Source organism: Nocardia sp. NPDC087230 (assembly GCF_044744725.1).
Taxonomy (GTDB): Bacteria; Actinomycetota; Actinomycetes; order Mycobacteriales; family Mycobacteriaceae; genus Nocardia; species Nocardia canadensis.
Genome location: NZ_JBIUYV010000017.1, coordinates 16,478 through 41,649, shown reverse-complemented (window position 1 = coordinate 41,649; position 25,172 = coordinate 16,478). Strand labels below are relative to the sequence as shown.

Genomic DNA, 25,172 nt, shown 5'->3' with positions numbered 1-25,172 from the left:
CGCTGCGCCGACCCGCACGGCCACTCGGCCGCGTCGCTCCGGCCGCTGTCGTGGCGCGGTCAGCCCAGGAACGTCGTCGGCACCGCGGGCTCGCCCGCCGACAGCTTGAGCCCCTCCCACGGCAGGCTGACCAGCCCGCGCGCGACCAGCTCCCGGCTCTGCGCCAGCGTCGCGACGCCGTCGACCACCGTGCCCTTGCGAACCAGCGGCACCAGCAGCTCCCTGGCCTGGAAACCGTTGGTGGCCGGGGTTTCTCCGTCGGCGGGGTAGACGATCTCCTCGACGATCGTGCCGGTCGCGCGGGCCAGCCGCAACGCCTTCTTGGTGCCGCCGCGCGACTGCTTGTGACTGCTGCGCTTGGCCACCGGGACGCCGTCGACCTCGACCAGCTTGTAGACCATGCCCGCGGTCGGGGCACCGGAACCGGTGACCAGTGAGGTGCCGACGCCGTAGACGTCGACCGGTTCGGCGCGCAGGGCCGCGATCGCGTACTCGTCCAGATCGCCGGAGACCACGATGCGGGTGCCGGTGGCGCCGAGGCCGTCGAGCTGGTCGCGGACCTGCCTGGCCAGCACACCGAGATCGCCGGAATCGATCCGCACGCCGCCCAGCTCGGTGCCGGCGACCTCGATCGCGGTCGCGACGCCGCGGGTGATGTCGAAGGTGTCGACGAGCAGGGTGGTGCCGACGCCGAGCGCGTCGACCTGGCTGCGGAACGCGGCCGCCTCGTGCTCGCCGTCGGCGCCGCTGTGCAGCAGGGTGAACGCGTGCGCGCTGGTGCCCGCGCCGGGCACGCCGAAGTCGCGCACGGCCGCCAGATTGGAGGTGGCGTCGAAGCCGGCCAGGTAGGCGGCGCGGGAACTGGACGGCGCGGCCAGTTCGTGGGTGCGCCGCGAGCCCATCTCGATCATCCGCCTGCCCGCCGCCGCGCTCACCATGCGCGCGGCCGCCGAAGCGATGGCGCTGTCGTGATTGAGGATCGACAGGGCCAGCGTCTCCAGCAGCACACACTCGGCGAAACTGCCGCGCACGGACAGGATCGGCGAGCCGGGGAAGTACAGCTCGCCCTCGGCGTAACCGTCGATATCGCCGGTGAAGCGATATTCCCGCAACCAGTCGACGGTGGCCGGGTCGAGGAACCGGGCGACCACGGCGAGTTCGGCCGGACCGAACCGGAAATCGGTCAGCGCCTCGAGCAGCCTGCCGGTACCGGCCACCACGCCGTAGCGGCGACCGTGCGGCAAGCGCCGGGCGAACACCTCGAAGGTGCACTGCCGATGCGCCGAGCCGTCGGCCAGGGCGGCGGCGAGCATGGTCAGCTCGTACTGATCGGTCAGCAGCGCGGTGCTGGCGAACTCGTCACGGATCTGCACACCGGAAACTGTAGTCACCGCGGGTGTTGTTTCTGCGTGGCCGCGTCGTACCCTGGGTTTTATGGCCGTGTGCAATCCCGTTCGAGCCGGCGCCGTCACCGACGCCGTGAACGCCGCACTGTCAGCGGCGCAAGCGACGCCGGAAGCGGTCGAACAGACCGAGATCCTCGAGGCCGAGGACCGACCCTGGGTGACCGTCGTCTGGGACGACCCGGTGAACCTCATGCACTACGTCACCTACATCTTCCAGAAGCTCTTCGGCTACAGCAAAGCCAAGGCGACCGAGCTGATGTTGCAGGTGCACAACGAGGGCAAGGCCGTCGTATCCTCCGGTTCCCGCGACAAGATGGAGCAGGACGTGCGCCGATTGCACGCGGCGGGACTCTGGGCAACCATGCAGCGAGACGACTGAGTACCGTAGCCCTGTGCGCAAGTGGAGCAGGAAGAACTCACTGAGTGGCCTGAAGCTTCGTTCCGAGATGGACGAGCACGAGGCCACGGTGCTGCGCTCCCTGATCGGCGCCGTATCCGGTCTGCTCAGCGACCGCGCCGCCGACGCGCCCGAGGACGAACTCGCCGCGCTGACCGGCCTGCGCACCGGCAACTCCACCCCGCCCGACGACCCGCAGCTGCTGCGCCTGCTGCCCGACTTCCACCGCGCCGAGCCCGGCTCGCCCGATGCCAAGCGCGCCGATCTCAACTCCGCGCTGCGCAGCCTGCACGAGCCCGAGATCATCGACGCGAAACTGGCCGCGGGCCGGGTCGTGCTGGACAGCTGTCCCGAGGTAGGCGGCAAGATCGTGCTCACCCCGGAACAGGCCGACGCCTGGCTGGCCGCGCTCACCGACGTGCGCCTGGCGCTGGGCACCCTGCTCGACATCGACGACGACACGCCCGACCACTTCGATCCGAGTGATCCGCGCGCGCCGCATCTGGACGTCTACCACTGGCTGACCTGGATGCAGGACTCGCTGTTGCAGGCGCTCGCACCCTGATTCCGGCGGGTTAGGGTCGGGGAATGCGCAGTGCTCCCGGTCCACGGAACTCGATCACCGATGTGGCGGGCGTGCTGGTCGGCCATCACCAGGTGCTCGACAACGACGTCACCCTGGGTACCGGCGCCGCGACCGGCTGCACCGTGGTGCGCGTCCCCGGCGGCGCGACCGCCGCGGTGGACGTGCGCGGCGGCGGACCGGGCACCAGGGAGACCGATCTGCTCGACCCGGCCAATACCGTCCGTCAGCTGAACGCGGTCCTGCTCACCGGCGGCAGCGCGTACGGCCTGGCCGCCGCCGACGGCGTGATGCGCTGGTCGGAGGAGCACGGCGAGGGCATCCCGATGGACCCGGCCGATCCGAGCCGGGTGGTGCCGATCGTGCCCGCCGCGGTGATCTTCGATCTGCCGGTGGGCGCGTGGCACATCCGGCCCGACGCCGACTTCGGATTCCTCGCGGCCGAGGCGGCCGCCGCCGATTTCGCGCGCGGCACCGCCGGGGCGGGGGTCGGCGCGCGCGCCGGTGCGCTCAAGGGCGGAATCGGTTCGGCGAGTGTCGTTCTCGCCGACGGGCCGGGCGCCGGGGTGACGGTCGGGGCGGTGATCGTCGCCAATCCCGTCGGCTCGGTGGTCGATCCGCGCACCGGGCTGCTGTGGGGCGCAGGCACCGACGGGCCCGATTTCTTCGGGCTGCGGCCCGGGACCGCGGCCGAGATCGCCGCGCTCGACGCCCTGCCGGTGAAGGGCACCGTGCTCAACACGACCATCGGCGTGGTCGCCACCGACGCCGCGCTCGACCCGGTCGCCTGTCACAGGCTGGCCACCACCGCGCACGACGGGCTGGCCCGCGCGATCCGGCCGGTGCATTCCCCGCTCGACGGTGACACCCTGTTCGCGCTGTCCACCGCCGCGATCGAGGTGCCGCCGATCCCGCTGCCCGGCGCGTTCCCCGGCGATCTACTGCTGCTCGACCAGTTGTGCACGGCCGCGGCCGTGGTCGTGGAGCGGGCTGTCGTCGACGCCGTGCTCAGCGCGACCTCGATCGCCGGGATCCCGGCCTATCGAGATCTGTTCCCGCGCCGACTCCCCGCAGGTGGGGACCGGGGTGCGCGCGGCGCGGAATAGCCGAATAGGGTGGGTCGTTGTCGAGGTGGTGCTCGACAGCACGCAGTCGGGTTTGTGGAAAGGGTCGAGGAAGTGCTGGTGATCAGGGCCGATCTCGTGGACGCGATGGTGACGCACGCGCGCGCCGACCACCCGGACGAGGCCTGCGGCATCATCGCCGGACCCGAGGGCAGCGACCGGCCGGAACGCTTCGTCGCCATGGTCAACGCCGAACGTTCGCCCACGTTCTACCGCTTCGATTCCGGGGAGCAGTTGAAGGTCTGGCGCGCGATGGACGAGGCCGACGAGACCCCCGTGGTCGTCTACCACTCGCACACCGCGACCGAGGCCTACCCGAGCCGTACCGACATCTCCTACGCCTCCGAGCCGTTCGCACACTATGTGCTGATCTCCACCCGCGACCCGGAGCGGCACGAACTGCGCAGCTACCGCATCGTCGACGGCGAGGTCACCGAAGAGCCCGTGCGGATCGTCGATTCCTACGACGCCTGAACCCACCGAACGAAGTCACACCCGAGGAGTCCCCATGCCGGTAACCGTGTCCATTCCGACCATCATGCGAGGTCTCACCGGAGGCGAGAAGCGCGTCCAGGGCGAGGGCTCGACGCTGTCGGCGCTGATCGAGAACCTCGAGGCCAACCACCCGGGCCTGGCCGAGCGTCTGCTCTCCGACGGCAAGCTCAACCGCTACGTCAACATCTACGTCGACGACGAGGACGTGCGCTTCACCGGTGGTCTCGACGCCGAGGTACCCGCGGGCGCGTCGGTCACCATCCTGCCCGCCGTCGCCGGCGGCAGTGTCGATCTCGGCGCTCCCGGGGCGCTGCGTGGTGCCGCAGGCTCCCTCCTCCGCGCCCGTCGCTCGCGCCTGCGCTGACGTCGTGGCCCGCTACGAATCGCTGATCGCGACCCTCGGCAACACCCCGCTCGTCGGATTGAAGACGCTGTCGCCGCAGTGGGACGGCGACGACCACGTCCGCCTGTGGGCCAAGCTCGAGGACCGCAACCCCACCGGGTCGATCAAGGACCGGCCCGCGCTGCGGATGATCGAGCAGGCCGAGGCCGACGGGCTGCTCACTCCGGGCTGCACGATCCTGGAGCCGACCAGCGGCAACACCGGGATCTCGCTGGCCATGGCGGCCAAGCTCAAGGGCTACCGGATCGTGTGCGTGATGCCGGAGAACACCTCGGTGGAGCGGCGTCAGCTGCTCACCATGTTCGGCGCCGAGATCATCGACTCGCCGGCCGCGGGTGGTTCGAACCAGGCCGTGGCCATGGCCAAGGAGATCGCCGCGAAGAACCCGGACTGGGTGATGCTCTACCAGTACGGCAATCCGGCCAACGCGCTCGCGCACTACGAGACCACCGGCCCGGAACTGCTGGCCGACCTGCCCGAGATCACGCATTTCGTGGCCGGTCTCGGCACCACCGGCACCCTGATGGGCACCGGGCGATTCCTGCGCGAGAACGTGCCGGGCATCGAGATCGTCGCCGCGGAACCCCGCTACGGCGAACTGGTCTACGGCCTGCGCAACATCGACGAGGGGTTCATCCCCGAGCTGTACGACGAGGCGGTGCTGACCACACGGTTCTCCGTCGGCCCCTACGACGCGGTGAAGCGCACCCGGGAACTCGTCGGCGAGGAGGGCATCTTCGCCGGCATCTCCACCGGCGCGATCCTGCACGCGGCGCTGGGCGTGGCGAAGAAGGCGCAGAAGGCGGGCAAGCGCGCTGATATCGCGTTCGTCGTCGCCGACGGCGGCTGGAAGTACCTGTCGACCGGCGCCTACGACGGCACCCTGGACGAGGCCGAGGAACGGCTCGACGGCCAGCTCTGGGCGTGAGTTATCGGAGCGCTGACGCGCGCGACGGCCGCTGCGCGGGCTGCCCTCCCTAGGGGTCGGGCGTGCGGACTGGGTGCGTGGTCGAGTCGGGGCGGGCCTACGGGGGCGGGTGTTTCGGTACCCTGGCTTCTGTAGTGGCCCGGCCCGAGTGGAGGCGATGTCGGTGAGCGGTGGCGGAGGAATCGGAGCCTCGTTCGATCCGGATCGGATCGCCGGGCTGCGGGGACGGCCCGGCGCGACCCCACCCGCACGGCGCGAGGGCGTCCGGGCGTGGACGCGCGCTGCGGTCGTGATCGTCGGGTTCGTCGGGTCGTTGTATGTGATCGAGGGCGTCGACGCGGTGCTCTCGCACGACCGGCCGACGGGGGCGCCCGGTCAGCTCGACGCGGGCGGGATCGAACCTCGCGAACTCGACGGCCTCGACGGCATCGTGTGGGCGCCGCTGCTGCACGGCGGCTGGGATCATCTGATGGCCAACACGCTGCCGCTGCTGATCCTCGGTTTCCTGGTGCTGCTGTCCGGGATCGGGCGCGGTATCGCGGCCACGGCGATCATCTGGGTGGTCGCCGGCGTCGGCACCTGGCTGACCGGCTCGTCGGGCAGCGTGCACGTCGGCGCGTCGTCGCTGGTGTTCGGCTGGCTGACGTATCTGATCTGCCGTGGGTGGTTCGCCCGCAATGTGGGGCAGATCGTGCTCGGCGTGGTGATCTTCGCGCTCTACGGCTCGATGCTGTGGGGCGTACTGCCCAGTGACCCCCTAATTTCTTGGCAGGGACATCTTTTCGGGGCGGTGGGTGGAGTCCTCGCGGGCTGGGTACTCTCTGGTGATGAACGTCGACGCCGCCGTGGAGCATCGGTCGGCCGCGCAGTACCTACGCGGTAGCCGGGGATCCGGTCTGGAAAATGGGGGGATCCTGCATTGAGCACCAGCACGTCGTGGCAGCATGGGGGCATGCGCCTTACCGTCCTCGGGTGCTCGGGCAGCGTGTCCGGCCCGGATTCCCCAGCGTCGGGTTACCTGCTGACGGGTCCCGATATGAGGCCGACCGTCATCGACTTCGGTCCCGGCATCTTCGGCGCGCTGCAGAAGTACCTGAACCCGGGTGACGTCGACATCTTCCTGACCCATCTGCACGCGGATCACTGCCTCGATCTGCCCGCGCTGCTGGTGTGGCGTCGCTACCATCCCAATCCGCCGCAGGGCCTGGCGCTGGTGCGCGGTCCCTCCGACGCCGCGCTGCGCATCGGCAACGCCTCCGCCGAGATCGGCGGCGAGACCGACGACTGGTCCGACGTGATCGACTCGCAGGCCTGGGTCGAGAACGTGCCCGTCCCCTTCGGTCCCGGCCACACCGTCGAGGCCCGCCGGATGTATCACCCGCCGGAGTCCTACGGCCTGCGCATCACCGCCGCGGACGGCCGCGTCTTCGTCTACACCGGCGACACCGCCATGTGCGATGCCGTCGTCGAGCTGGCCGAAGGCGCCGATGTGCTGATGGCCGAAGCCTCGTGGACCCACGATCCGGCCAATCGCCCTCCCGGCATTCACCTTTCGGGCACCGAGGCGGGCGAGATCGCCACCCGCGCGGGCGCCAAGGAACTGCTGCTCACCCATATTCCCCCGTGGACCTCGCGCGAGGATGTCATCGCCGAGGCCAAGGCCGCGTTCGCCGGCCCGGTCCACGCGGTCTCGCCCGGCGAAACCTTCGACCTGTAGGACCGGCGAACAGTCGAGCTTCCCGACGACTCGCTGACTCCCGGGGACGTGGAACGGCTAGTGTGTGTGCCGTGTCGAGACGAGCCGATGGCAGGGCGGATGACGAACTCCGCGAGGTAAGGATCACCCGTGGCTTCACCACGCATCCGGCGGGATCGGTGCTGGTCGAGTTCGGGCAGACCCGGGTGATGTGCACGGCTAGCGTCACCGAGGGTGTCCCGCCGTGGCGGCGGGATTCCGGGCTCGGCTGGCTCACCGCGGAGTACGCGATGCTGCCCGCCGCCACCCACACCCGCAGCGGGCGTGAATCGGTGAAGGGCAAGGTCGGCGGCCGGACCCAGGAGATCAGCCGCCTGATCGGGCGCTCGCTGCGCGCCTGCATCGACCTGGCCGCGCTGGGCGAGAACACCATCGCGCTGGACTGCGACGTGCTGCAGGCCGACGGCGGCACCCGTACCGCCGCCATCACCGGTGCGTACGTGGCGCTCTCGGACGCGGTGACCTACCTGGCCGCGGCGGGCAAACTGGCCGACCCGCAACCGATCTCGTGCATGATCGCCGCGGTGAGTGTCGGCGTGGTCGACGGCCGGGTGCGCCTCGACCTGCCCTACGAGGAGGATTCGCGCGCCGAGGTCGACATGAACGTGGTCGCCACCGACACCGGCACCCTGGTCGAGATCCAGGGCACCGGCGAGGGCGCGACGTTCCCGCGCTCGACCCTGGACAAGCTGCTCGATTCGGCGCTGGCCGGTTGTGAGCAGCTGTTCGCGGTGCAGAAGGAAGTCCTGGCGCAGCCCTACCCGGGTGCGCTGCCCGAGCCGGCCGGTAAGAAGTAGCCGTGGCCGTGCGCGTGCTGGTCGCCAGCCGGAATGCCAAGAAGCTGAAAGAACTGCGCCGGATCCTCGACGAGGCGGGCGTCGCCGGGATCGAACTGGTGAGCCTGAACGAGGTGCCGCCCTACGAGGAGGCGCCCGAGACCGGGGCCACCTTCGAGGAGAACGCGATCGCCAAGGCGCGCGACGGGGCCGTCGCCACCGGATTGCCGTGTGTGGCCGATGATTCCGGGATCGAGGTGGACGCGCTCAACGGTATGCCCGGCGTGCTCTCGGCACGCTGGTCGGGCCGTCACGGCGACGACACCGCCAACAACACCTTGCTGCTCGCGCAGCTCGGTGACGTGCCCGACGAGCGGCGCGGCGCCCGGTTCGTCTCCACCTGCGCGCTGGTGCTGCCCGACGGCACCGAAACCGTGGTGCGCGGCGAATGGCCGGGCACGATCGCCCGGAAACCGTTGGGGGAGGGCGGTTTCGGTTACGATCCGCTGTTCCTGCCGGAGGGTGGCACCGGCAGTGCCGCGGAACTGACTCCGGCCGAGAAGGACGCTGTCTCGCACCGCGGCCGGGCGCTCACCCAGCTGCTGCCCGCGCTGGCCGCGCTGGCCTGAACCGAAACGACAGCGCCGCCGCCCCGGATTCCGGGTGCGGCGGCGCTGTCGTCGTTCGGGGGGCTCAGAGTCCGTACTGCTGTTTGACGTCCTTGGCATTGCGGTGCTCGACGAAGAACGACAGCAGCGGGATGGTGCCCGCGATCAGGGTGCCGACGGTGCGCCCGATCGGCCAGCGCACCTTCACGGCGAGGTCGGCGGTGACGAGCAGGTAGGCGAAGTACACCCAGCCGTGCACGACCGCGATCCAGCTCGGGGTGTCGACGCCGAAGCCGTACTTGGCGATCATCTCCCCGGTGAGCAGCAGCAGCCACAGGCCGGTGACCCAGGCCAGCACCCGGTAGCGCTGTAGCGCCGGACGGATCTTGGCGGCGTCGCCCGCCGGGGCGGCCTGGTCGAGCGACGGTGCGGTCGTGTTCTCGTCGGTGGTCACCCGGCGTTCCTCTCAGGGGCGCGCAGACCGGCCGAGCGGACCTGCGCATCGATGTCGCTGGCGTGCAGTCCCGCCAGGTACTGGTTGTAGGCGACCGTTTCCGGGTCGTCGGCGGGCGCGGCCTTGGGCCGTTCCGGCAGGATCCCGGCGGGGATCTCGCGCGGTGCCTCGGCCTTCGCCGCGCGCGGTGCGGTGTCCGGTTCCTCGGCCTCGCGCTCGAGGCGGACGAACCGGACGTAGGCGAACACCGCGAACGCGGCGAACAGCGGCCACTGCAGGGCGTAGCCGAGGTTCTGGCCGGTTCCCGAGGCCGATTCGAACCGCTCCCACTGCCACCAGGCCAGCGCGAGGCAGCCCAGCGCGACGACGACGACCAGCGCGATCAGGGCCGGTCGATTGTGCGCCGGGCGGGGAGAGGAAGCGGACACGCGCTCCACGGTACCCGCCTACTACAGGCGGCGTAGGAGCAGGTCGGGGGCTCAGAACTTGTAGGTGATCCCGGTCATCCGCTCGGATTCCTCCCACAGCCTGCGCAGCAGTTCCGGATTGCGCGAGATCGCGCTCGACGGGCACGCCTCGACCGGACCCTGGGACTGCATCCACTTGTTGGGACCCCAGTAGACGGTCGGGTCGGCCGCAGGCTCGGTGGCGGCGAACAGGCTCGAGTGGGCGGCCTTGGCCGGCGGGTGGCCGATGAGCTTGATGAACGGCTTGCTGACCCGGTCGAGCGGGGTCTCGGTGCGGGCGAACAGGTCGGTCGCCGAGACGCCGGGGTGCACGGCGTAGGACTTCTTGGCCGAGCCCGCCTCGCTGAGCCTGCGCTGTAGTTCGCGGCCGAACATGAGGTTGGCCAGCTTGGCCTGGGCGTAGGCGAGGTTGCGCTGGTAGCGGCGGTGCTCGTAGTTGAGGTCGTCGATCCACAGCTTGGGCGTCTGCTTGTGGGCGATGCTGGCCAGGGTGACGACCCGGTCGGTGATGCGGTCGAGCAGCAGGCCGGTGAGCGCGAAGTGGCCGAGGTGGTTGACGCCGAACTGGGTCTCGAAGCCGTCGGCGGTGCGCGAGAACGGGATGTTCATCAGGCCGGCGTTGTTGATCAGGACGTCGAATTCGCCCTGCTGGTCGGCGAAGGCGCGCACGGAAGCCAGGTCGGCGAGGTCGAGCGCGGCCACCCGGACGTCGCCCGGGATGGCGTCGGCGATCGGCTGGGCCTTGGCCGCGTTGCGGCACGCCATGATCACGGTGGCGCCCTTGCCTGCCAACACCTTGGTGGTTTCGGCGCCGAGGCCGCCGTTGGCCCCGGTGATCACGAACGTGCGCCCGGTCTGGTCCGCGATGTCAGTTGGTTTCCATGCCATGCGCCGACCTTACTCCGGAGTAAGATCGGAGGGAAGTGGTCAGCCGAGCAATCCGGCCAGCGTACCGGCGCAGGCGGGCCTGCGCAGTTTGGTCAGCGCCTTGGCCTCGATCTGCCTGGCCCGTTCCCGCGAGACGCCGAGCGCCGAGCCCACCTCCTCCAGCGAGCGCGCCTGTCCGCGATCGAGACCGAACCGCAGCCGGATGACGGCGGACTCACGCTCGGTGAGGACCGCGAGCGCGGCCTCGACATAGCCGGGCAGCATCCGCTCGGCCACCACGTCCGCCGGCGCGGGCGCGGTGTCGGGCAGCAGCGTGCCCAGTTCGGCGCCCTCGCCGACCGGCGCGTGCAGCGACACCGGCTCGGGCTCGTGCCGCAGCACCGCCGCGACCTGGGCGACGGTGAGCTCGGCGGCCGCGGCCAGCTCCTCGACGGTGACCGCGCGGCCGAGCCGCTGGGTCAGCTCGCGGCGTACGCGGATCACCCGGTGCAGGACGTCGGCGACGTTGGACGGCAACCGGATCGTGCGGCCCTGATCGGTGAGCGCCCGCCCGATCGACTGGCGGATCCAGTACGTCGCGTACGTCGAGAGCTTGAGCCCGCGCGTGTGGTCGAACTTCTCCACCGCGCGGATCAGGCCGAGGGTGCCCTCCTGGATCAGGTCGAGCAGCGCCATGCCGGTGTTGGTCGGGAACCGGCGGGCGATGGAGACCACCAGGCGCAGATTCGCCCGGACCATCCGGTCCTTCGCGCGCAGTCCGTCGAGTTCGGTGCGGCGCAGCCGCTCCCGCCGCGCGGCGGTGAGTTCGATTCCGGCCGCGGCGTTCTCGTCGAGTTCGGCGCGGGCCGCCGTGCCTGCGGCGATACGGGCACCGAGGGCGTATTCCTCCTCGGCGGTCAGCAGGGGCGTGCGGGCGATGGCGGTCAGGTAGTCGCGGACGGAATCGGTGGTGACGGTCAAGGAAGGCTCCGTTCGATGCTGCGAGGGTGTGGCCGACCGGGTGGCCGGTGGTGGCGGCGCGCCGCCACCACCGGCCGGCGCGTTCAGCGCCCGGGGATTCGCAGCGGGCGGCGCACGGTCGTCGACCGGGTCTGCGCGCCGCGAATCGTTGAGCCGGCAACGCGGCGACGCTGCGCCGGGAATGGCGCGGCGGCGCGGGGCGCGGCCGGACGGCCGGGCGTCGGGAGGGGCGTTGCCGCGGTCATGAGCTCGCGGATCGTGTCGTCGAGTGAGGTTCGCATCGTCGTGTATCGGGCCATATCGGCTGCTCCTTCGTCGGTGGTGTGGCTGCGTCGGGTCTGGGCGGCGATATCGGGTCCGTGCGGCATGCGCTGTCTCCTTCGATCGGTGTCGCGCTCGGCGACGAACACAAACTTAGAACGGACCTAAAAATATGTCAAGAACAATTTTGGGGCGACTTCAGTTATGCTGCGGTCATGACCACACAGCAGGGGCTCCGGGCGAGGAAGAAGCAGCAGACCAGGGAGCAGATCTCGCATCGGGCGACCGAGCTGTTCCTCGAACGCGGCTTCGACAAGGTGACGATCGCCGATGTCGCCGCGGCCGCCGATGTCGCCAAGATGACGGTCACCAACTACTTCCCGCGCAAGGAGGACCTCGCGCTCGACCTCGGCGAGGTGTTCGTCGAGCAGTTGGCCGCCGTCGTCCGCGCGCGTGAGCCGGGGCAGTCGGCGCTGGCCGCGTTGCGCGCTGCCTACCTCGCCGCGGTGGCCGCGCAGGATCCGGTGATCGGGTTCAGCGGAGAACCGTTCGCCCGGATGATCACCGACAGTCCGGCACTGGTGGCGCGCCTGCGCGAGTTCCACGACGAGCGGGAGAACGCGCTGGCGGGCGTCCTGCGCGAGACCACCGGCGCCGCGTCCGACGACATCACCCCGCGGATCGCCGCGGCCCAGCTCGCCGGTGTCCAACGGGTGCTGTTCGAGGAGATCCTGCGCCGCATGCTCGACGGCGAGTCCGGTGACGAGATCGCCACCGCCATGGCCGAATACGCGCGGATCGCGTTCGACGCGCTCGAACCGGGCCTGGGCGAGTACGCCGTCCGCTGACGTCTCGGTCTGATTGCTGCCGTGTCACTGAAGTACCGCGCACCGTCGGAAAGCCCATACTGAGGCCATGTCCGATGGTGTTGCTGTAGACGAGCCTGTCGAGCCGATGAGCAAGACCAAGATCAACCTCATCTTCGCGACGGTGGTGCTCGGCATGCTCATGGCCGCGCTCGACCAGACCATCGTCTCGGCGGCGCTGCCCTCGATCGTGGCCGACCTCGGCAGCGCGGGGCACATGGCCTGGGTGGTCACGGCGTATCTGCTCGCCGAGGCCGTCGCGACCGTGCTCGCGGGCAAACTCGGCGACCTGTTCGGCCGCAAACTGCTGTTTCAGATCAGCGGCGTCATCTTCATCGCGGGCTCCGCGCTGGCGGGCATGGCGCCCGGCATGGGCGTGCTGATCCTGGCCCGCGGCATCCAGGGCATCGGCGCGGGCGGCCTGATGGTGACCTCGATGGCGCTGATCGCCGACACCATCCCGCTGCGGGAACGCGGCAAGTATCAGGGTGCGCTGGGCGCGGTGTTCGGCATCACCACGGTCGTGGGCCCCACGCTGGGCGGGCTGTTCACCGATCACGCGAGCTGGCGCTGGTGCTTCTACGTCAATGTGCCGCTGGCGATCATCATGGTGGTGATGGCGGCGCGCACGCTGCCGCGTCTGCGCGCCGTCGTGCGGCCGGTGATCGACTACCTCGGCATCGGGCTGGTCGCCCTCGGCGTCTCGGCGCTGATCCTCGGACTGGAGTTCGGCGGCAACGAATATCCGTGGGGCTCGTGGCAGATCATCGGGTTGTTCGTGCTCGCGGCGATCCTGCTGACCGCGTTCGTCCTGGTGGAGCGGCGGGCACAGGCGCCGATGCTGCCGATGCGGCTGTTCGGCAGCCGGGTCTTCACGGTGTCGTCGGTGCTCAGCTTCATCGTCGGCTTCGCGATGCTCGGCTCGATGACCTATCTGCCCGCCTACCTGCAATACGTCGACGGCGCGACGGCGACGGTGTCGGGCGTGCGGACGTTGCCGCTGGTCGTCGGCCTGTTCATCACCTCGGTCTTCTCCGGTCAGGTGGTCGGGCGCACCGGGCAGTACCGGTACTTCCCGATCGTCGGCATGGCGGTGATGGCGGTCGGCCTGTGGTTGATGTCGACGATGGGCCGCCAGACCAGTGTCTGGCTGGAATCGCTGTACATGCTGATCCTCGGTGCCGGGCTGGGGTTGTCCATGCAGGTGCTCACCATCGTCGTGCAGAACACCGTCCCCTACGCCGATCTCGGCACCGCCACCTCGGGCGTGACCTTCTTCCGCACTCTCGGCAGCGCGTTCGGCACCGCGGTCTTCGGCACGCTCTACAACAACCACAGCAAGACCGCCCTGGCCGAGGCGATCCAGCAGACCCCGGGCATCGGCCCGGAGGTGGTCGCGAATCCGAAGCTGTTGCGGGGGTTGCCGGTCGAGCAGACCGCGCCGATCATCGACGCCTACGCCAACTCGATCGATTACGTGTTCCGCTGGGTGGTTCCGGTCGCGCTGCTCGGGTTCGTCGTCGCCTGGTTCCTGCCGCAGGTCCGCTTGCGCGACAGTGCCAGGCACGGCGCGGGCGATATCGGCGAGGGTTTCTCGATGCCCGACTCCGACGACCGGGTGGTGCAGCTGGAACGCGCGGTCGCGGCCACCGTGCGCAAGGCCAGGGCACAGAAGCCGATCATTCCGGAGCTCATCGCGGCGGCGGGCAGCTCACTGGAGCCGGATGCCGCCTGGGCGCTGGGGCAGGTGTATCTGCACGACAAGCAGGGGCTGCCCGCGAAGGTCTACGGCATCGCGTTCCGGCACCGGCTGCCGGTGGAGGTGCTGTCGCCGGTGTTCCGGCAGGCCGTCGACGACGGCCTGCTGCTCGACGACGGCGGCACGCTGACCTTGACCGACCAGGGCATCCGAGAAGTCGATCTGCTGCGGTCCGGGTGGCGGCGCTGGCTCGGCGACCGCCTCGACGACTGGAACTACCACGACCCCGCCGATCGCGCGCTGCTCGACGAGGCGCTGTCGAATATCGCGGGCAAGCTGCTCGATCAGGGCGCCGACAGCGTCGAGGTCGCCAAGGTCTGACCCGGTTCGTCCAGCCGGGTGGATCGCGCTTGCCCGCCTAATACTCGTAGACGTATATTCGTAGACGAGTAAGGAGGTGTGTATGGCCACGAAGCGCAAGGTGAACAATCTGCTGGCGCTCGCCGTGCTGTCGGTGATCGTGCAACGGCCGATGCACCGCTACGAGATCGCCGCCACCCTGCGCGCCCATGGCAAAGACAAGGACATGGACATCAAGTGGGGTTCGCTCTACACGGTGGTCCAGAACATGGCCAAGGCCGGCTTCCTCGAAGTCGTCGGCAGTGAGCGCGACGGCGCCAGGCCCGAGCGCGTGATCTACCGGATCACCGACGCCGGCCGCACCGAGATGGCCGACTGGACCAGGGAACTGCTCGCCTCGCCCGAGCCCGAACACCACCGGTTCACCGCGGGCCTGTCGATCCTGGCCGTGCTCCCGCCCGACGAGGTGATCGAGCTGCTCGGCCTCCGGATCGACGCGCTCGATGCCGCCGTCGACCGTGCGAAGACCGAGCTCGCCGGGCTGGCGGGCAACCTGCCCCGGCTGTTCCTCGTCGAGACCGAATTCGGCGTGGCGATGCTGGAAGCCGAGGCGCGCTGGGCGCGCTCGCTGCGTGACGAACTCCGCGCCGGCACCTTCGAAGGCCTGCGGATGTGGCGGCAGTGGCATGCCGACGGCATGCCCGCCGACCGGATTCCCGACTTCGGCGAAGGGGGGACCGGCTAGCTCTCGCCCCGAAAAAGACCCCGGACCCGGTGGTGTGCGGCAACACCCCACCGAGTCCGAGAAACCGTCCCGACACCGTGCTCACACGCATGCGCACCCGGCTACGAGGCTGGCAACCACAGGATAGCCCGGGTGACGCAGACACAGATCTGGAGATCACTCATGTCCCACACCCGTTCCGCCGTGGTCATCGGCGGTGGCATCGCCGGCCCCGTGGCCGCGACCGCCCTGCTCCGGGCAGGCATCGACGCCCACGTCTACGAGGCCTATTCCGGGCCGTCCGAAGGGATCGGCTCCGGGCTCGCGCTCGCCCCCAACGGGGTCGCGGCCCTCGACATCCTCGGCGCCGGCGACGCCGTCCGCGCGATCGCGCTGCCCGTGCGCGGCATGCGGCTGGCCGTCGGCGGCCGCGAACACGTCCTGCCGGTGCTGCCCGATCAGCCGCCGCTGCAGGTCGTCGACCGCGGCGAGCTGCACCGCGCGTTGCACGATCACGCGGTCGCGGCCGGTGTGCCGTTCAGCTACGACAAGCGGCTGGTGCGCGTCGACGAGCACGCCGACGGCGTGACCGCGCACTTCACCGACGGCTCCACCGCGTCGGCCGACATCCTGGTCGGCGCGGACGGCATCCGGTCCACCGTCCGGACCCTGATCGACCCGGCCGCGCCCGGACCCGACTACACCGGCATGCTCGGCTTCGGCGCGCTGGTCGACTGCGACCAGGATCTGCCCGCCGACACCATGGTGTTCGCCTTCGGCGCCAAGGCCTATTACCTGTACTGGCAGCACGCCGACGGCCGCGTCGCCTGGGGCGCGAATCTGCCCAGCAAGCAGTACTACTCGCTGACCGAGGCGCGCGCGATCCCGGCCGAGCACTGGCTGCGCGTGCTGCGCGAGACCTACGCGCCCGATACCCCGGGCGGCGAGTTCGCCCGCCGCACCACCGCCGAGAACCTGGAGATCACCGGGGCGCTGCACATCATGCCGCCGGTGCCGCACTGGTATCGCGACCGGATGGTGCTGGTCGGCGACTCGGTGCACGCGCCGTCCAACAGCTCGGGGCAGGGTGCGTCGCTGGCCATCGAGAGTGCCGTGCAGCTGGCCCGCTGCCTGCGCGACATCGACGCGCCCGCCGAGGCCTTCGCGGCCTACGAGCGGCTGCGCCGGTCCAGGGTGGAGGGCGTGGCGGCGCGCGCGGCGAAGGTCAACCACAGCAAGACGCCGGGCCCGGTCGCCCGCAAGATCATGAACGCGATGATGCCGCTGATGGTCAAGACGGTGATGAACCCGGAGAAGACGATGGGCGCCGAACGCCGCTACCGCATCGACTGGGACGCGCCGGTCCAGCGCGAGCTCGCCACACTCACGTCCTGATCCGTGCTCGCCCCCGGCCGGGATGCGCCGACCGGGGGCGAGTACCCGCGCATACTGGGACGACAGACTCAGGCTGCCAGGAGACGCTCGTGTCGACGATCAACGGACTGCCCGCCCATGTCCTGCTGGTGCACCTGCTCGTGGTGCTCGTCCCGCTGACGGCGGCACTGCTCGTCCTGGCGGCGGTCTGGCCCATGGCTCGGCGCGTGCTGGTCTGGCCGGCCGTGGCACTGGCGGTGCTCACCGTGGCCCTCACCCCGGTGACGGTGAGCGCGGGGCGCTGGCTCGCGCAACGGGTCGGCAGCACGCCCGCCATCCGCGCCCACATCGATCTCGGCGACACTCTGCTGCCGTTCGTGATCGCGTTGCTGGTGGTCGCGGCGCTGGTCGCCGGGGTGCATCTGGCCGAGCGCGCGGGCAGGCGGCCGACGCGCGCGGTGGTCGCGGTCGTGGCCGTGCTCGCGGTGGCGGTGGGTGTCGCCGCGACGGTGCAGGTCGTGCGGATCGGGGACTCGGGAGCCCGGGCGACGTGGGGACCGCTGGTGTCCGCGGTGGCGGGCTGAGCCGTCCTCGGGAATAGCGGATTGCTATCGACTGCCGGTGTCAGCGCCGTGCGGCGCGCAGGTGCAGGATCCGGGCGGACTCCGCGTCGGCGGGCAGGAAGGCCTCGAGATGGAGTTCGGCGAGGGTGACGTCGGTCGCGGTGGCGAACGAGGTGAGGGTGGTGATCAGGCGCAGATCGCCGTCGTCGGTGCGCAGGTGCAGGGGGACGGCGAAGCCGACGTGATCGGGACCGGGGGTGACGGCGGGCAGATAGCCCGACAGTTCCGTGATCAGCGCGTCGACGGCGGGATCGGGGGTGTGGGCGGCCCGGCTGCGCAGTGCGTCGATGATGTGCCTGCCCCATTCGGGCAGATTGCGCACGCGCGGCGCGACGCCCGCCGGGTGCAGGGCCAGCCGCAGCACGTTCATCGGCGCGCGCAGCAGATGGTCGGCGACGCCGTCGGTGAACAGGTCGAACGCGGCGTTGGCGGTGACCAGTTCGCCGCGCGGACGGGCGACCAGCGCCGGATACGGCAGGTGCCCGTCGAGAACGGCGGTGAGCGCTTCGCGCACGGGCGCCAATTCCGGTGCGGCCAGATCGCTTTCGGGGAACATCGGCGCGAAGCCCGCCGCCAGCAGCAGATTGTTGCGATCGCGCAGGCCCAGTTCGAGCGATTCGGCCAGCCGCACCACCATCGTGCGTCCCGGCTGTGACCGGCCCTGCTCGAGGAAGCTCAGATAGCGCTGACTCGTCTCGGCGCGAATCGCCAGGTCGAGCTGGCTGACCCGGCGCAGGGTGCGCCAGTGCCGCAGCTGCGGGCCGAAGGCGGTGGTGGTCTGCGCGATCGTCATGGGGCGAGTCAACCGCGGGCGGCCACCTCGCGCCATTCCCGCCGGGGAATGACAGGCGGAGCGCGACGACGCACGGCGTTCATTCCCCGCGGGGAATCGCGCGGCGTCACCGCCCTCGACAGAGTTGTGGCCATGAGCAACAACGACATCGCCACCCGCTACGTGGCCCTCTGGAACGAAGCCGACCCCACCGTCCGCCGCACCCTGATCGAGGACCTCTTCGCCGTCGACGGCGCGCAGTACCTGGTCGACCCGCCCGCCGCGGCCCGCGCGGCGGCGGCCGACCTCGCGATCGCGGCGCCGCCGCTCGCCGTGCACGGCTACGACGCGCTCGACCGCCGCGTCACCCGCGCCTACGAGATGTTCCTGGCCGACGGCGAGTTCGTCTTCGTCACGGCGGGCCCGGCCGTGGCACTGCCCGCGGGCACCGTCGGTGTCGCGTGGACCATGCACCGCCGCGACGACGACACTCCCCAGGGCGGCGGCTTCGACCTGCTCGCGCTCGATGCCGACGGCCGCGTCGTCACCGACCACCAGTTCATCGAGGGGTCGCGATGAATGCCCTTGCCTACCAGGCAGTTCCCGGTCAGGGACTCACGGTCGCCGCGCAGCGGCGACCCGAACCGGGGCCGCACCAGGTCCTGATCCGGGTCGGCGCGGCCTCGGTGAACCGGCGCGATCTGATGCTGCTCGACGGCACCTACCCCCTGCCGCTCACGCCGGGCATCGTGCCGCTGTCCGACGGCGTCGGCGAGGTGATCGCACTGGGCGAGGATGTCACCCGCGCCGCCCTCGGCGACCGGATCACCGCGAGCTACTTCGTGCACTGGGTCGACGGTCCGCAGAGCCTGGCGCTGGCCGCAGAACAGTACGGCGCCAACTATCCCGGGTTCCTCGCCACGTACGCCCTGGTCGAAGAGGACTCCATCGTGCACGTGCCCGCGCAGCTCACCGACGCCGAGGCGGCCACGCTGCCCTGCGCGGGCCTGGTGGCCTGGTCGGCACTCACCACGGGGACGCCGGTCGCGCCGGGTGACCGCGTGCTGACGGTCGGCAGTGGCGCGGTCGCGCTGTTCGCCGTCCAGTTCGCGACGCTGCTGGGCGCGGAGGTCCTCTCGATCACGTCCGGCCCGGCGAAGGCCGAGCGGTTGCGGGCGCTCGGCGCGGAGACGGTGATCGACCGGACCGAGACGCCCGACTGGGGTGCGGTGGTGGCGGGGCTGACCGGTGGCGTCGAGCACGTGGTCGATGCCGTCGGCCTGCCCACGCTGCCCCAGTCGGTGGCCGCGGGCGCCTACAACGCGACGGTGACGATGATCGGCGCGATGGCCCCGGCGCCCGGAACGGCACCGCCGGTCAACCCGTTCGGCTCGTCCTATCTCGCGATCCGCCGGATCGCCGTCGGCAGCCGCGTCGGCTTCGAGGCGATGAACCGGGCGATCACCGAGCATCGCCTGCGCCCGGTGATCGACCGCGAATTCGGGTTCGACGAGGCCGCCGCAGCCTACGACTACCTGCGCTCGGGCGCGGCGTTCGGCAAGGTGGTCGTCTCCGTCGGCTGATCGTCGGTGGGGGAGCCGTGCAGCAGACAGAACACGGTCACGCACACGACCAGCCAGGACAGGCCGAACAGCCAGCCGGCGAGCACATCGGTGGCCCAGTGCACGCCCAGATAGATCCGCGACAGCCCGACCGCGATCGGGAACAGCACCGCGAACACCGTCGCCACCCACCGGACCCAACGCCTGCGCAGCCCGGGGATCACGGTGATCGCCACGATGCCGACCACGACCGTCGTGCCCAGGGTGTGCCCCGACGGATACGACAGGCTCGGTTCGGCGACGAGGCGGGCGACCTCCGGCGGCCGGTGCCTGCCCACGAGATGTTTGACCACCACGACCAGCACCCCCGCGCCCGCCGAGGTGACGGCGACCAGCGCGGCGGTCGCCCAGTCGCGCCGCCAGGCGAACCACGCGACCGTGATCGCCGCGAGGATGGTCATCGACTTGGTATCGCCCAGATCGGTGATCACCCGGGCGATCGAGGTGAGCGGTTCGCCGCGGTGCGCGATCATCCAGTCCAGCACCCGTGGGTCGAACCGGATGATGCCCGCGTCGTTGTTCACCTGCCAGGTGAGCGCGATGAGCGAGACGGCGGCGGTCGCGAGCAGGGCGGCGGCCAGCGGGGGCCGTCGGCCCAGGACCGACCACGCGAGGTCGTCGGGCGGGGGTCGGCGCGAGGCGATCGGCATAGCTACCAGATTGCCAGCTCCGGCCTCATGCTTCGAAGACGACCGCGTTTCCGGCGACGTCGCGGGTGCCCGCGACCTTCTTGATCGCCTTCACCAGGTCGGCGACGGTGTCCCAGACGCGCGGGGGCTCGCCCTCGATGTTGCCGATGGTGTACCAGGTATCGGTACCGCGGTAGCGGACGAGGCCCTTGCCCGCGTCGTCGAGCATGACGTCGAGCTCGCCGGACACCGTCCCTTCCTCTTCGGTCATGACGGCGCTGTCGGCGGTGATCTCGATCGTCTCGCTTATTTGAACTCTCCTCGGCGGAGGCAGTCGTCGACTGCGGTGCGCAACGCGGTGTGCTCGGCGGTATCAACGGTCAGGGCGTACTTTATCTTGACCTTGACGTAATGCTCGACATAGGCGCACCGGAAGTTGCCCGGCGGCAAGTAGTTCGCGGGGTCCTGGTCACCCTTGGAGCGGTTGGCCGAAGGATCGGCGGCGACCAGGTTCATCGAGTCGTTGGCGATGCGGCGGCGGGTGTCCTCGTCGCGGTCGGCGGCGCCGGAGCGCCACGCCTCGGCCAGGGCCACGATGTGTTCGGCGTCGACCTTGGCCGGGTCGGTGATGAACTTGTACGGCCCGAGCTGGCCGGTCTTCTTGTCCACGAAGCCGTAGCGGTCCTGCCAGCCGGCGCCCGCGGGGATCTTCAGCTCGCAGGTCTTCGGGTCGAGGGTGACCTTGCCGGTCGCGTCGCGCAGCATCATCACGTCACGGCTGGTGCACTTGGGGTACTGGGCCAGCTCGCCGCCGAAGCCGTGTTCGGGCTTGTTGGTGTCCCAGTGCGGGAACTTCTCCCTGGTGTAGCCCGTCATCGGGCCTTCCTTGGCGACAACGAGTTTGCCGAGCAGATCGCCGATCTCCTTGCCCGACACCGTCGCCGCGCTCGCCGGACCCGGCCCCGGCGCGGTGGGGCTCACCTTGTCCAGCATCGAGTTGGCGATGGTCAGCACGACGCCGATCACCACCGCCGCGGCGAGGGCGAGCAGGGCCCGGCCCAGAGGAGAGCCGCTGATCGATGACCACTTCATGCCCGTATCACCCACATGCCTTCGTCGAAAATGAACCGGCACAACCTAACGGCCGCACCGGGTGTCGTATCTGATTGTCGTCTATGACGTTCGGCACACGGCATCGCAAAGGAATTGCGGCTCAATAGCGTTCGCCTATCGAGGGTGGTGACCTGCGGCGGAGCGCGGTAAACCCGGAGTGACGCACGTCACTATGAATCCCTGTCGGCGGCGGCCGGTTCCGCGCGTCCAACCGGGGGAAGGATCATTCAGCGAAAGGAACCGGCCATGCCGACCGTCGACGTCATCGACTCGTTCATCTCCTACAGCGACGCGGGTGCCGACACCCGACCCGTCGTCTTCCTGCACGGCAACCCCACCAGTTCCTACCTGTGGCGCGACGTGCTGCCGGTGGTGCGCGAGCACGCCCGATGCCTGGCCCCCGACCTGATCGGGATGGGTGCCTCGGGCAAACCCGAGATCGCCTACCGCCTCGACGATCACGCCCGCTACCTCGACGCCTGGTTCGACGCGCTCGAGCTGACCGATCCGATCCTGGTCGGTCACGACTGGGGCGGCACCTTGGCCATGGATTTCGCCGCCAGGCACCCCGGCCGGGTCGCCGGGATCGCGGTGATCGAGACCTTCCTGCGCCCGCTGCGCTGGTCGGAGCTGCCCGCGCGCTCGGCCGAGATGTTCCGGCTGTTCCGTTCGCCCGCGGGCGAACAGGCGGTGCTCGCCGAGAACAAGTTCATCGAATACAACCTGCCGACGCTGGTTCCCGCGCTCACCGAGGCCGATCTCGACGCCTACCGCGCCCCGTATCCCACCCCGGCCTCGCGCGCGCCGATGCTGGCCTGGGCCAGGGAGTTCCCGCTCGACGGCGAGCCCGCCGACGTCGTGGCCAGGGTGAACGCCTACGGCGAATGGATGGCGGCGAGCGCGGGGGTGCCCAAGCTGCTGATGACGGTGGAGCCCGCCGTCGGGCTGGGCAGCGCCGAGGTGATCGCCTGGGCGGCGGCCACCTTCGCCGACCTGGAGGTGGAGCCGGTGGGCCGGGGCTCGCACCACGCGCCGGAGGATCAGCCGGTGGCGATCGCGAAATCCGTGGCGGGCTGGCTGGACCGGCACGGGCTGTTGGCGTGACGGGCGACAATATCGACATGGAGACCGACGAGGCCGCGCTGGTCGCTCGCGCCGTGGCGGGCGACCGGGCAGCGTTGAGCGAGGTGATCGCGCAGCTGCAGGATCCCCTGTACCGCTTGGCCCTGCGGATGACCGGCCGCCCGGCCGACGCCGAGGACGCGGTGCAGGAGATCCTGATCCGGGTGGTCACCCGGTTGTCCACCTGGCGCGGCGAGGCCGCGCTGCGGACCTGGGCGTACCGGGTCGGGGCGAACTATCTGATCTCGCAGCACCGGCGGTCGGCGCCCGAGCGCGAACAGCTCGGCCTCGACGAGTTCGGCGCGAACCTGCTCGACGGGCTGGCCACCGAGGACTACCGCGGTCCCGAAGCCACTCTGCTCGCCGAGGAGGTCCGTCTCAGCTGCACCCAGGCGGTATTGCAATGCCTGAGCCGGGACGAGCGGATCGCCTTCGTCCTCGGTGACGTGTTCGGGCTGTCGGTGGCCGAGGCGGCCTGGGTGCTCGACATCAGCCCGGCCGCGTACCAGAAGCGCTGGGAGCGGGCCAAACAGCGACTCGGCGCGTTCCTGCGCTCGTCGTGCGGGCTGGCGAATCCGGCGGCGCCGTGCCGGTGCGCGCGCCGGGTCACCCGCGCGAGTGAACTCGGGCGGATCGATCCGGCGCGCCCCGTCTACACGAAACACGCTGTGCGCCACGGTGGTCGCACGGTGGCCGAAGCGGCGGCGCAGCTCAGTGACCTGCGGGACGTGGCGGCGGTGCTGACGGCGCATCCGGATTACGCGGCGCCGCAGGAGAAGATCGCGGCGATCGCCGGGCTGCTCGGCTCGGGCCGGTTCCCGCTGCTCGACTGAGGTCAGTCGGGCAGCGTCCCGGTCTCCGGCGGAATCCCGGTGTCCAGGAAGCGGATCAGGCGGGCGATGCGGGCGGCGTGGTCGACACAGCGCTGGAACTGGCTGCCCAGCAGGGCCAGATCGATCGCCGTGCCGGTGCCGACGCCGACCTCGGCCGTGGTCAGCACGGCGCGCAGCTGCGCGCAGCGCGTCTCCATGGTGGCGGCGGTGGTGCCGTCGTCCTCGGTGAAACGGCCGGTCGCGACCGAAGCGCTCACCCGCGCAACATATTCCGCGGCCAGCAAGCCCATCGCCACCAACTCGGCGATGACCGGCTCCGGCGCGACGGCCCGCGGATGCGCCCGGTACACGTACTGACCGGCGGTCTCGGTGCGCCTGCCGATCCGCGAGAGCTCCCCGGCGATCTGGATCGCGGTCACCACGTGGCGTAGGTCGCGGGCGACCGGCGCCTGGAGCGCGAGCAGGGCCATGGTGCGACTTTCGCAGGCGGCGAACATCTGCTGGAGTTGCTCGTCGAGCGCGAAGACCTCGTAGGTGGCGGTCAGGTCGGCGCCGGCGAGCGCCTCGGTGACCCGCTCGGTCGCGTCATGGGCCAAGCGCGACATCAGGGTGAGATCGTTGGACAGAGCAACGAGCTCGAGGGTGAACTGGGTCCGCACGGGCTGAATTGTTCCCCATCGAGGCGCTCCCCGGGAATCCATCGGCGGATCTTTCGCGGCCGGGTATCCCTGTCCACTCGCGCGCGGCTGGAACGATGGAGGCCATGATTGCCGCGTTGACGACCAGATGGACCCTCTTAGTCCCGATACTCGCCGCGCTCGTACTCGCCGTCACCTGGGGGCGCGACGTGCCGGGACTCGTGGTGGCGCTCGTCAGCGCCGCGCTGGTCGGCGCGGTACTGGCCGCGGTCCATCACGCGGAGGTGGTCGCCCATCGGGTCGGCGAACCGTTCGGCTCGCTCGTGCTGGCCGTGGCCGTCACCGTGATCGAGGTGGCGCTGATCGTGACGATGATGATCTCCGGTGGCGACAAGGCGGCCTCGCTGGCCCGCGATACCGTCTTCGCCGCGGTGATGATCACCTGTAACGGCATCTTCGGCCTGGTCCTGCTCGTCGGCGCGCTGCGCAGGCGGGTCGCGGTGTTCAATCCCGAGGGCACCGGCGCCGCGCTGGCCACCGTCGCGACGCTGGCGACGCTGAGTCTGGTGCTGCCGACCTTCACCACGAGTAAGCCGGGACCGGAGTTCTCGCCCGCGCAGCTAGCCTTCGCCGCGGTCGCCTCGCTGGCGCTGTATCTGCTGTTCGTGATGGTCCAGACGGTGCGTCACCCCGACGATTTCCTTCCGGTGGAGGACGGCGGCGCGGTCGACGACAGCGCCGCCGACGACCACTCGCCGTCCAACCGGGCGGCGCTGACCAGCCTGGGCCTGCTGGTGCTCGCGCTGGTCTGTGTGGTGGGGCTGGCCAAGGTGGTCTCGCCCGCGCTCGAGGCGGGCGTGGCCTCGGCCGGGCTGCCACAGTCGGCGGTCGGCGTGGTGATCGCGATGCTGGTGCTGCTGCCGGAGACGCTGGCCGCGGTGAATTCCGCGCGCCGCAACCAGGTGCAGATCGGCCTGAATCTCGCGCTGGGCTCGGCCATGGCCAGCATCGGTCTCACCATTCCGGTGATCGCGCTGGCGACGATCTGGTTGAGCGGCCCGCTGGTGCTCGGCCTGGGCGCCACCCAGATGGTCCTGCTCGCGCTGACCGTCGTGGTGAGCACGCTGACCATCGTTCCCGGCCGCGCGACCCTGCTGCACAGTGGCGTTCACCTGGCGTTGTTCGCCGCTTTTGTGTTCCTGGCCGCAAGTCCGTAGCTGAAGTGTTGCGGATCACACGAGGTGGCGATCTGTCATTGAAACCGCGAAAAAGCGACGAGGGTCACCACCCC

At 70.3% G+C, this 25,172-nt stretch carries 31 protein-coding genes; 20 read left to right on the top strand and 11 right to left on the bottom strand.

Going from position 1 to position 25,172, the window contains the following annotated elements; genetic code table 11:
* Nucleotides 1-59: 59 nt before the first annotated feature.
* Nucleotides 60-1,373: a nicotinate phosphoribosyltransferase gene (locus ACIO52_RS31390; protein ID WP_218716798.1), complete on the bottom strand. Its 1,314-nt coding sequence runs from the start codon at nucleotides 1,371-1,373 to the stop codon at nucleotides 60-62.
* A gap of 61 nt (nucleotides 1,374-1,434) precedes the next feature.
* On the opposite strand from ACIO52_RS31390, the gene clpS reads away from it, so the two are divergent.
* The 10 genes from clpS to rdgB all read left to right on the top strand — a co-directional run bounded on the left by clpS (nucleotide 1,435) and on the right by rdgB (nucleotide 8,497).
* Entirely contained in the window at nucleotides 1,435-1,785 is a 351-nt protein-coding gene (clpS, locus tag ACIO52_RS31385) for an ATP-dependent Clp protease adapter ClpS (RefSeq protein WP_218716799.1), read from the top strand.
* A gap of 13 nt (nucleotides 1,786-1,798) precedes the next feature.
* Entirely contained in the window at nucleotides 1,799-2,368 is a 570-nt protein-coding gene (locus ACIO52_RS31380; RefSeq protein WP_218716800.1) for a DUF2017 domain-containing protein, read from the top strand.
* A 23-nt stretch (nucleotides 2,369-2,391) separates the two neighbouring features.
* On the top strand, nucleotides 2,392-3,492 hold the full coding sequence (locus tag ACIO52_RS31375; RefSeq protein ID WP_402648921.1) for a P1 family peptidase: 1,101 nt from the start codon (nucleotides 2,392-2,394) through the stop codon (nucleotides 3,490-3,492).
* Between the two features lie 72 nt (nucleotides 3,493-3,564).
* Nucleotides 3,565-3,984 (top strand): M67 family metallopeptidase, encoded by a 420-nt coding sequence (locus tag ACIO52_RS31370; RefSeq protein ID WP_316573750.1) that lies wholly within the window; start codon nucleotides 3,565-3,567, stop codon nucleotides 3,982-3,984.
* Between the two features lie 34 nt (nucleotides 3,985-4,018).
* Nucleotides 4,019-4,369, top strand: a complete 351-nt coding sequence (locus ACIO52_RS31365; RefSeq protein WP_255587089.1) for a MoaD/ThiS family protein — start codon at nucleotides 4,019-4,021, stop codon at nucleotides 4,367-4,369.
* Between the two features lie 4 nt (nucleotides 4,370-4,373).
* On the top strand, nucleotides 4,374-5,336 hold the full coding sequence (locus ACIO52_RS31360; RefSeq protein WP_218716802.1) for a PLP-dependent cysteine synthase family protein: 963 nt from the start codon (nucleotides 4,374-4,376) through the stop codon (nucleotides 5,334-5,336).
* A gap of 157 nt (nucleotides 5,337-5,493) precedes the next feature.
* The gene (locus tag ACIO52_RS31355; RefSeq protein WP_316573732.1) at nucleotides 5,494-6,219 is read left to right on the top strand and encodes a rhomboid family intramembrane serine protease; all 726 of its coding nucleotides are present in this window, start codon (nucleotides 5,494-5,496) and stop codon (nucleotides 6,217-6,219) included.
* Between the two features lie 69 nt (nucleotides 6,220-6,288).
* On the top strand, nucleotides 6,289-7,053 hold the full coding sequence (locus tag ACIO52_RS31350) for a cyclic nucleotide-degrading phosphodiesterase (RefSeq protein ID WP_218716804.1): 765 nt from the start codon (nucleotides 6,289-6,291) through the stop codon (nucleotides 7,051-7,053).
* 71 nt (nucleotides 7,054-7,124) lie between these two features.
* A complete protein-coding gene (rph, locus tag ACIO52_RS31345; protein WP_218716805.1) occupies nucleotides 7,125-7,889 on the top strand; it encodes a ribonuclease PH in 765 nt (254 codons plus the stop codon).
* Nucleotides 7,890-7,891: 2 nt separating this feature from the next.
* Nucleotides 7,892-8,497, top strand: coding sequence for an RdgB/HAM1 family non-canonical purine NTP pyrophosphatase (gene rdgB, locus ACIO52_RS31340; protein WP_402648915.1), 606 nt, complete (start codon nucleotides 7,892-7,894; stop codon nucleotides 8,495-8,497).
* A gap of 64 nt (nucleotides 8,498-8,561) precedes the next feature.
* On the opposite strand, the gene ACIO52_RS31335 is transcribed toward rdgB, so the two are convergent.
* From ACIO52_RS31335 to ACIO52_RS31315, 5 genes are all read right to left on the bottom strand, one after another.
* Complete coding sequence (locus tag ACIO52_RS31335; RefSeq protein ID WP_218716807.1) at nucleotides 8,562-8,930, bottom strand: DUF3817 domain-containing protein; 369 nt, start codon at nucleotides 8,928-8,930, stop codon at nucleotides 8,562-8,564.
* Entirely contained in the window at nucleotides 8,927-9,358 is a 432-nt protein-coding gene (locus ACIO52_RS31330; protein ID WP_218716808.1) for a transcriptional regulator, read from the bottom strand. Before ACIO52_RS31330 ends, ACIO52_RS31335 begins: the two co-directional genes overlap by 4 nt.
* A 51-nt stretch (nucleotides 9,359-9,409) precedes the next feature.
* Nucleotides 9,410-10,285, bottom strand: coding sequence for an oxidoreductase (locus tag ACIO52_RS31325; RefSeq protein ID WP_218716809.1), 876 nt, complete (start codon nucleotides 10,283-10,285; stop codon nucleotides 9,410-9,412).
* A 39-nt stretch (nucleotides 10,286-10,324) separates the two neighbouring features.
* A complete protein-coding gene (locus ACIO52_RS31320) occupies nucleotides 10,325-11,245 on the bottom strand; it encodes an RNA polymerase sigma factor RpoD/SigA (RefSeq protein WP_218716810.1) in 921 nt (306 codons plus the stop codon).
* 83 nt (nucleotides 11,246-11,328) lie between these two features.
* A complete protein-coding gene (locus tag ACIO52_RS31315; RefSeq protein ID WP_402648912.1) occupies nucleotides 11,329-11,613 on the bottom strand; it encodes a hypothetical protein in 285 nt (94 codons plus the stop codon).
* A 108-nt stretch (nucleotides 11,614-11,721) separates the two neighbouring features.
* Here ACIO52_RS31315 and ACIO52_RS31310 point away from each other — a divergent pair, with 108 nt between their 5' ends.
* The 5 genes from ACIO52_RS31310 to ACIO52_RS31290 all read left to right on the top strand — a co-directional run bounded on the left by ACIO52_RS31310 (nucleotide 11,722) and on the right by ACIO52_RS31290 (nucleotide 17,113).
* Nucleotides 11,722-12,354, top strand: coding sequence for a TetR/AcrR family transcriptional regulator (locus tag ACIO52_RS31310; protein WP_218716258.1), 633 nt, complete (start codon nucleotides 11,722-11,724; stop codon nucleotides 12,352-12,354).
* Nucleotides 12,355-12,421: 67 nt separating this feature from the next.
* On the top strand, nucleotides 12,422-14,452 hold the full coding sequence (locus tag ACIO52_RS31305) for an MDR family MFS transporter (protein ID WP_402648908.1): 2,031 nt from the start codon (nucleotides 12,422-12,424) through the stop codon (nucleotides 14,450-14,452).
* Nucleotides 14,453-14,534: 82 nt separating this feature from the next.
* Nucleotides 14,535-15,176, top strand: coding sequence for a PadR family transcriptional regulator (locus tag ACIO52_RS31300; RefSeq protein WP_402648906.1), 642 nt, complete (start codon nucleotides 14,535-14,537; stop codon nucleotides 15,174-15,176).
* Nucleotides 15,177-15,338: 162 nt separating this feature from the next.
* A complete protein-coding gene (locus ACIO52_RS31295; RefSeq protein WP_342800848.1) occupies nucleotides 15,339-16,550 on the top strand; it encodes an NAD(P)/FAD-dependent oxidoreductase in 1,212 nt (403 codons plus the stop codon).
* An 89-nt stretch (nucleotides 16,551-16,639) separates the two neighbouring features.
* Complete coding sequence (locus ACIO52_RS31290; protein ID WP_316573736.1) at nucleotides 16,640-17,113, top strand: DUF2231 domain-containing protein; 474 nt, start codon at nucleotides 16,640-16,642, stop codon at nucleotides 17,111-17,113.
* Between the two features lie 40 nt (nucleotides 17,114-17,153).
* Here ACIO52_RS31290 and ACIO52_RS31285 read toward each other — a convergent pair whose 3' ends face one another.
* On the bottom strand, nucleotides 17,154-17,945 hold the full coding sequence (locus ACIO52_RS31285; RefSeq protein WP_402648902.1) for a helix-turn-helix domain-containing protein: 792 nt from the start codon (nucleotides 17,943-17,945) through the stop codon (nucleotides 17,154-17,156).
* Between the two features lie 132 nt (nucleotides 17,946-18,077).
* Between ACIO52_RS31285 and ACIO52_RS31280 the strand changes: the two genes are divergently transcribed.
* Both ACIO52_RS31280 and ACIO52_RS31275 read left to right on the top strand, forming a co-directional pair.
* The gene (locus ACIO52_RS31280; RefSeq protein WP_402648900.1) at nucleotides 18,078-18,503 is read left to right on the top strand and encodes a hypothetical protein; all 426 of its coding nucleotides are present in this window, start codon (nucleotides 18,078-18,080) and stop codon (nucleotides 18,501-18,503) included.
* Nucleotides 18,500-19,507: an NAD(P)-dependent alcohol dehydrogenase gene (locus ACIO52_RS31275; RefSeq protein ID WP_402648898.1), complete on the top strand. Its 1,008-nt coding sequence runs from the start codon at nucleotides 18,500-18,502 to the stop codon at nucleotides 19,505-19,507. Before ACIO52_RS31280 ends, ACIO52_RS31275 begins: the two co-directional genes overlap by 4 nt.
* Here the strand turns inward: ACIO52_RS31275 and ACIO52_RS31270 are convergent.
* The 3 genes from ACIO52_RS31270 to ACIO52_RS31260 are packed head-to-tail and all read right to left on the bottom strand — an operon-like array spanning nucleotide 19,456 to nucleotide 21,267.
* On the bottom strand, nucleotides 19,456-20,196 hold the full coding sequence (locus ACIO52_RS31270) for a phosphatase PAP2 family protein (protein WP_218716265.1): 741 nt from the start codon (nucleotides 20,194-20,196) through the stop codon (nucleotides 19,456-19,458). The two genes, ACIO52_RS31275 and ACIO52_RS31270, sit on opposite strands and share 52 nt — an antisense overlap.
* Before the next feature lie 25 nt (nucleotides 20,197-20,221).
* Nucleotides 20,222-20,446 carry a hypothetical protein gene (locus tag ACIO52_RS31265; protein WP_218716266.1) on the bottom strand — a complete coding sequence of 75 codons (225 nt, stop codon included), beginning with the start codon at nucleotides 20,444-20,446 and terminating at the stop codon, nucleotides 20,222-20,224.
* Nucleotides 20,447-20,481: 35 nt separating this feature from the next.
* Nucleotides 20,482-21,267 (bottom strand): HNH endonuclease family protein, encoded by a 786-nt coding sequence (locus ACIO52_RS31260; RefSeq protein WP_218716267.1) that lies wholly within the window; start codon nucleotides 21,265-21,267, stop codon nucleotides 20,482-20,484.
* Nucleotides 21,268-21,468: 201 nt separating this feature from the next.
* On the opposite strand from ACIO52_RS31260, the gene ACIO52_RS31255 reads away from it, so the two are divergent.
* Both ACIO52_RS31255 and ACIO52_RS31250 read left to right on the top strand, forming a co-directional pair.
* Nucleotides 21,469-22,392 (top strand): haloalkane dehalogenase, encoded by a 924-nt coding sequence (locus ACIO52_RS31255; RefSeq protein ID WP_402648950.1) that lies wholly within the window; start codon nucleotides 21,469-21,471, stop codon nucleotides 22,390-22,392.
* Between the two features lie 17 nt (nucleotides 22,393-22,409).
* Nucleotides 22,410-23,243: an RNA polymerase sigma factor gene (locus ACIO52_RS31250; protein ID WP_218716269.1), complete on the top strand. Its 834-nt coding sequence runs from the start codon at nucleotides 22,410-22,412 to the stop codon at nucleotides 23,241-23,243.
* A gap of 2 nt (nucleotides 23,244-23,245) precedes the next feature.
* Here ACIO52_RS31250 and ACIO52_RS31245 read toward each other — a convergent pair whose 3' ends face one another.
* The gene (locus ACIO52_RS31245; protein WP_218716270.1) at nucleotides 23,246-23,902 is read right to left on the bottom strand and encodes a PhoU domain-containing protein; all 657 of its coding nucleotides are present in this window, start codon (nucleotides 23,900-23,902) and stop codon (nucleotides 23,246-23,248) included.
* A 95-nt stretch (nucleotides 23,903-23,997) separates the two neighbouring features.
* On the opposite strand from ACIO52_RS31245, the gene ACIO52_RS31240 reads away from it, so the two are divergent.
* Nucleotides 23,998-25,098, top strand: a complete 1,101-nt coding sequence (locus ACIO52_RS31240) for a calcium:proton antiporter (protein WP_374104821.1) — start codon at nucleotides 23,998-24,000, stop codon at nucleotides 25,096-25,098.
* The last annotated feature ends 74 nt before the right edge of the window (nucleotides 25,099-25,172 follow it).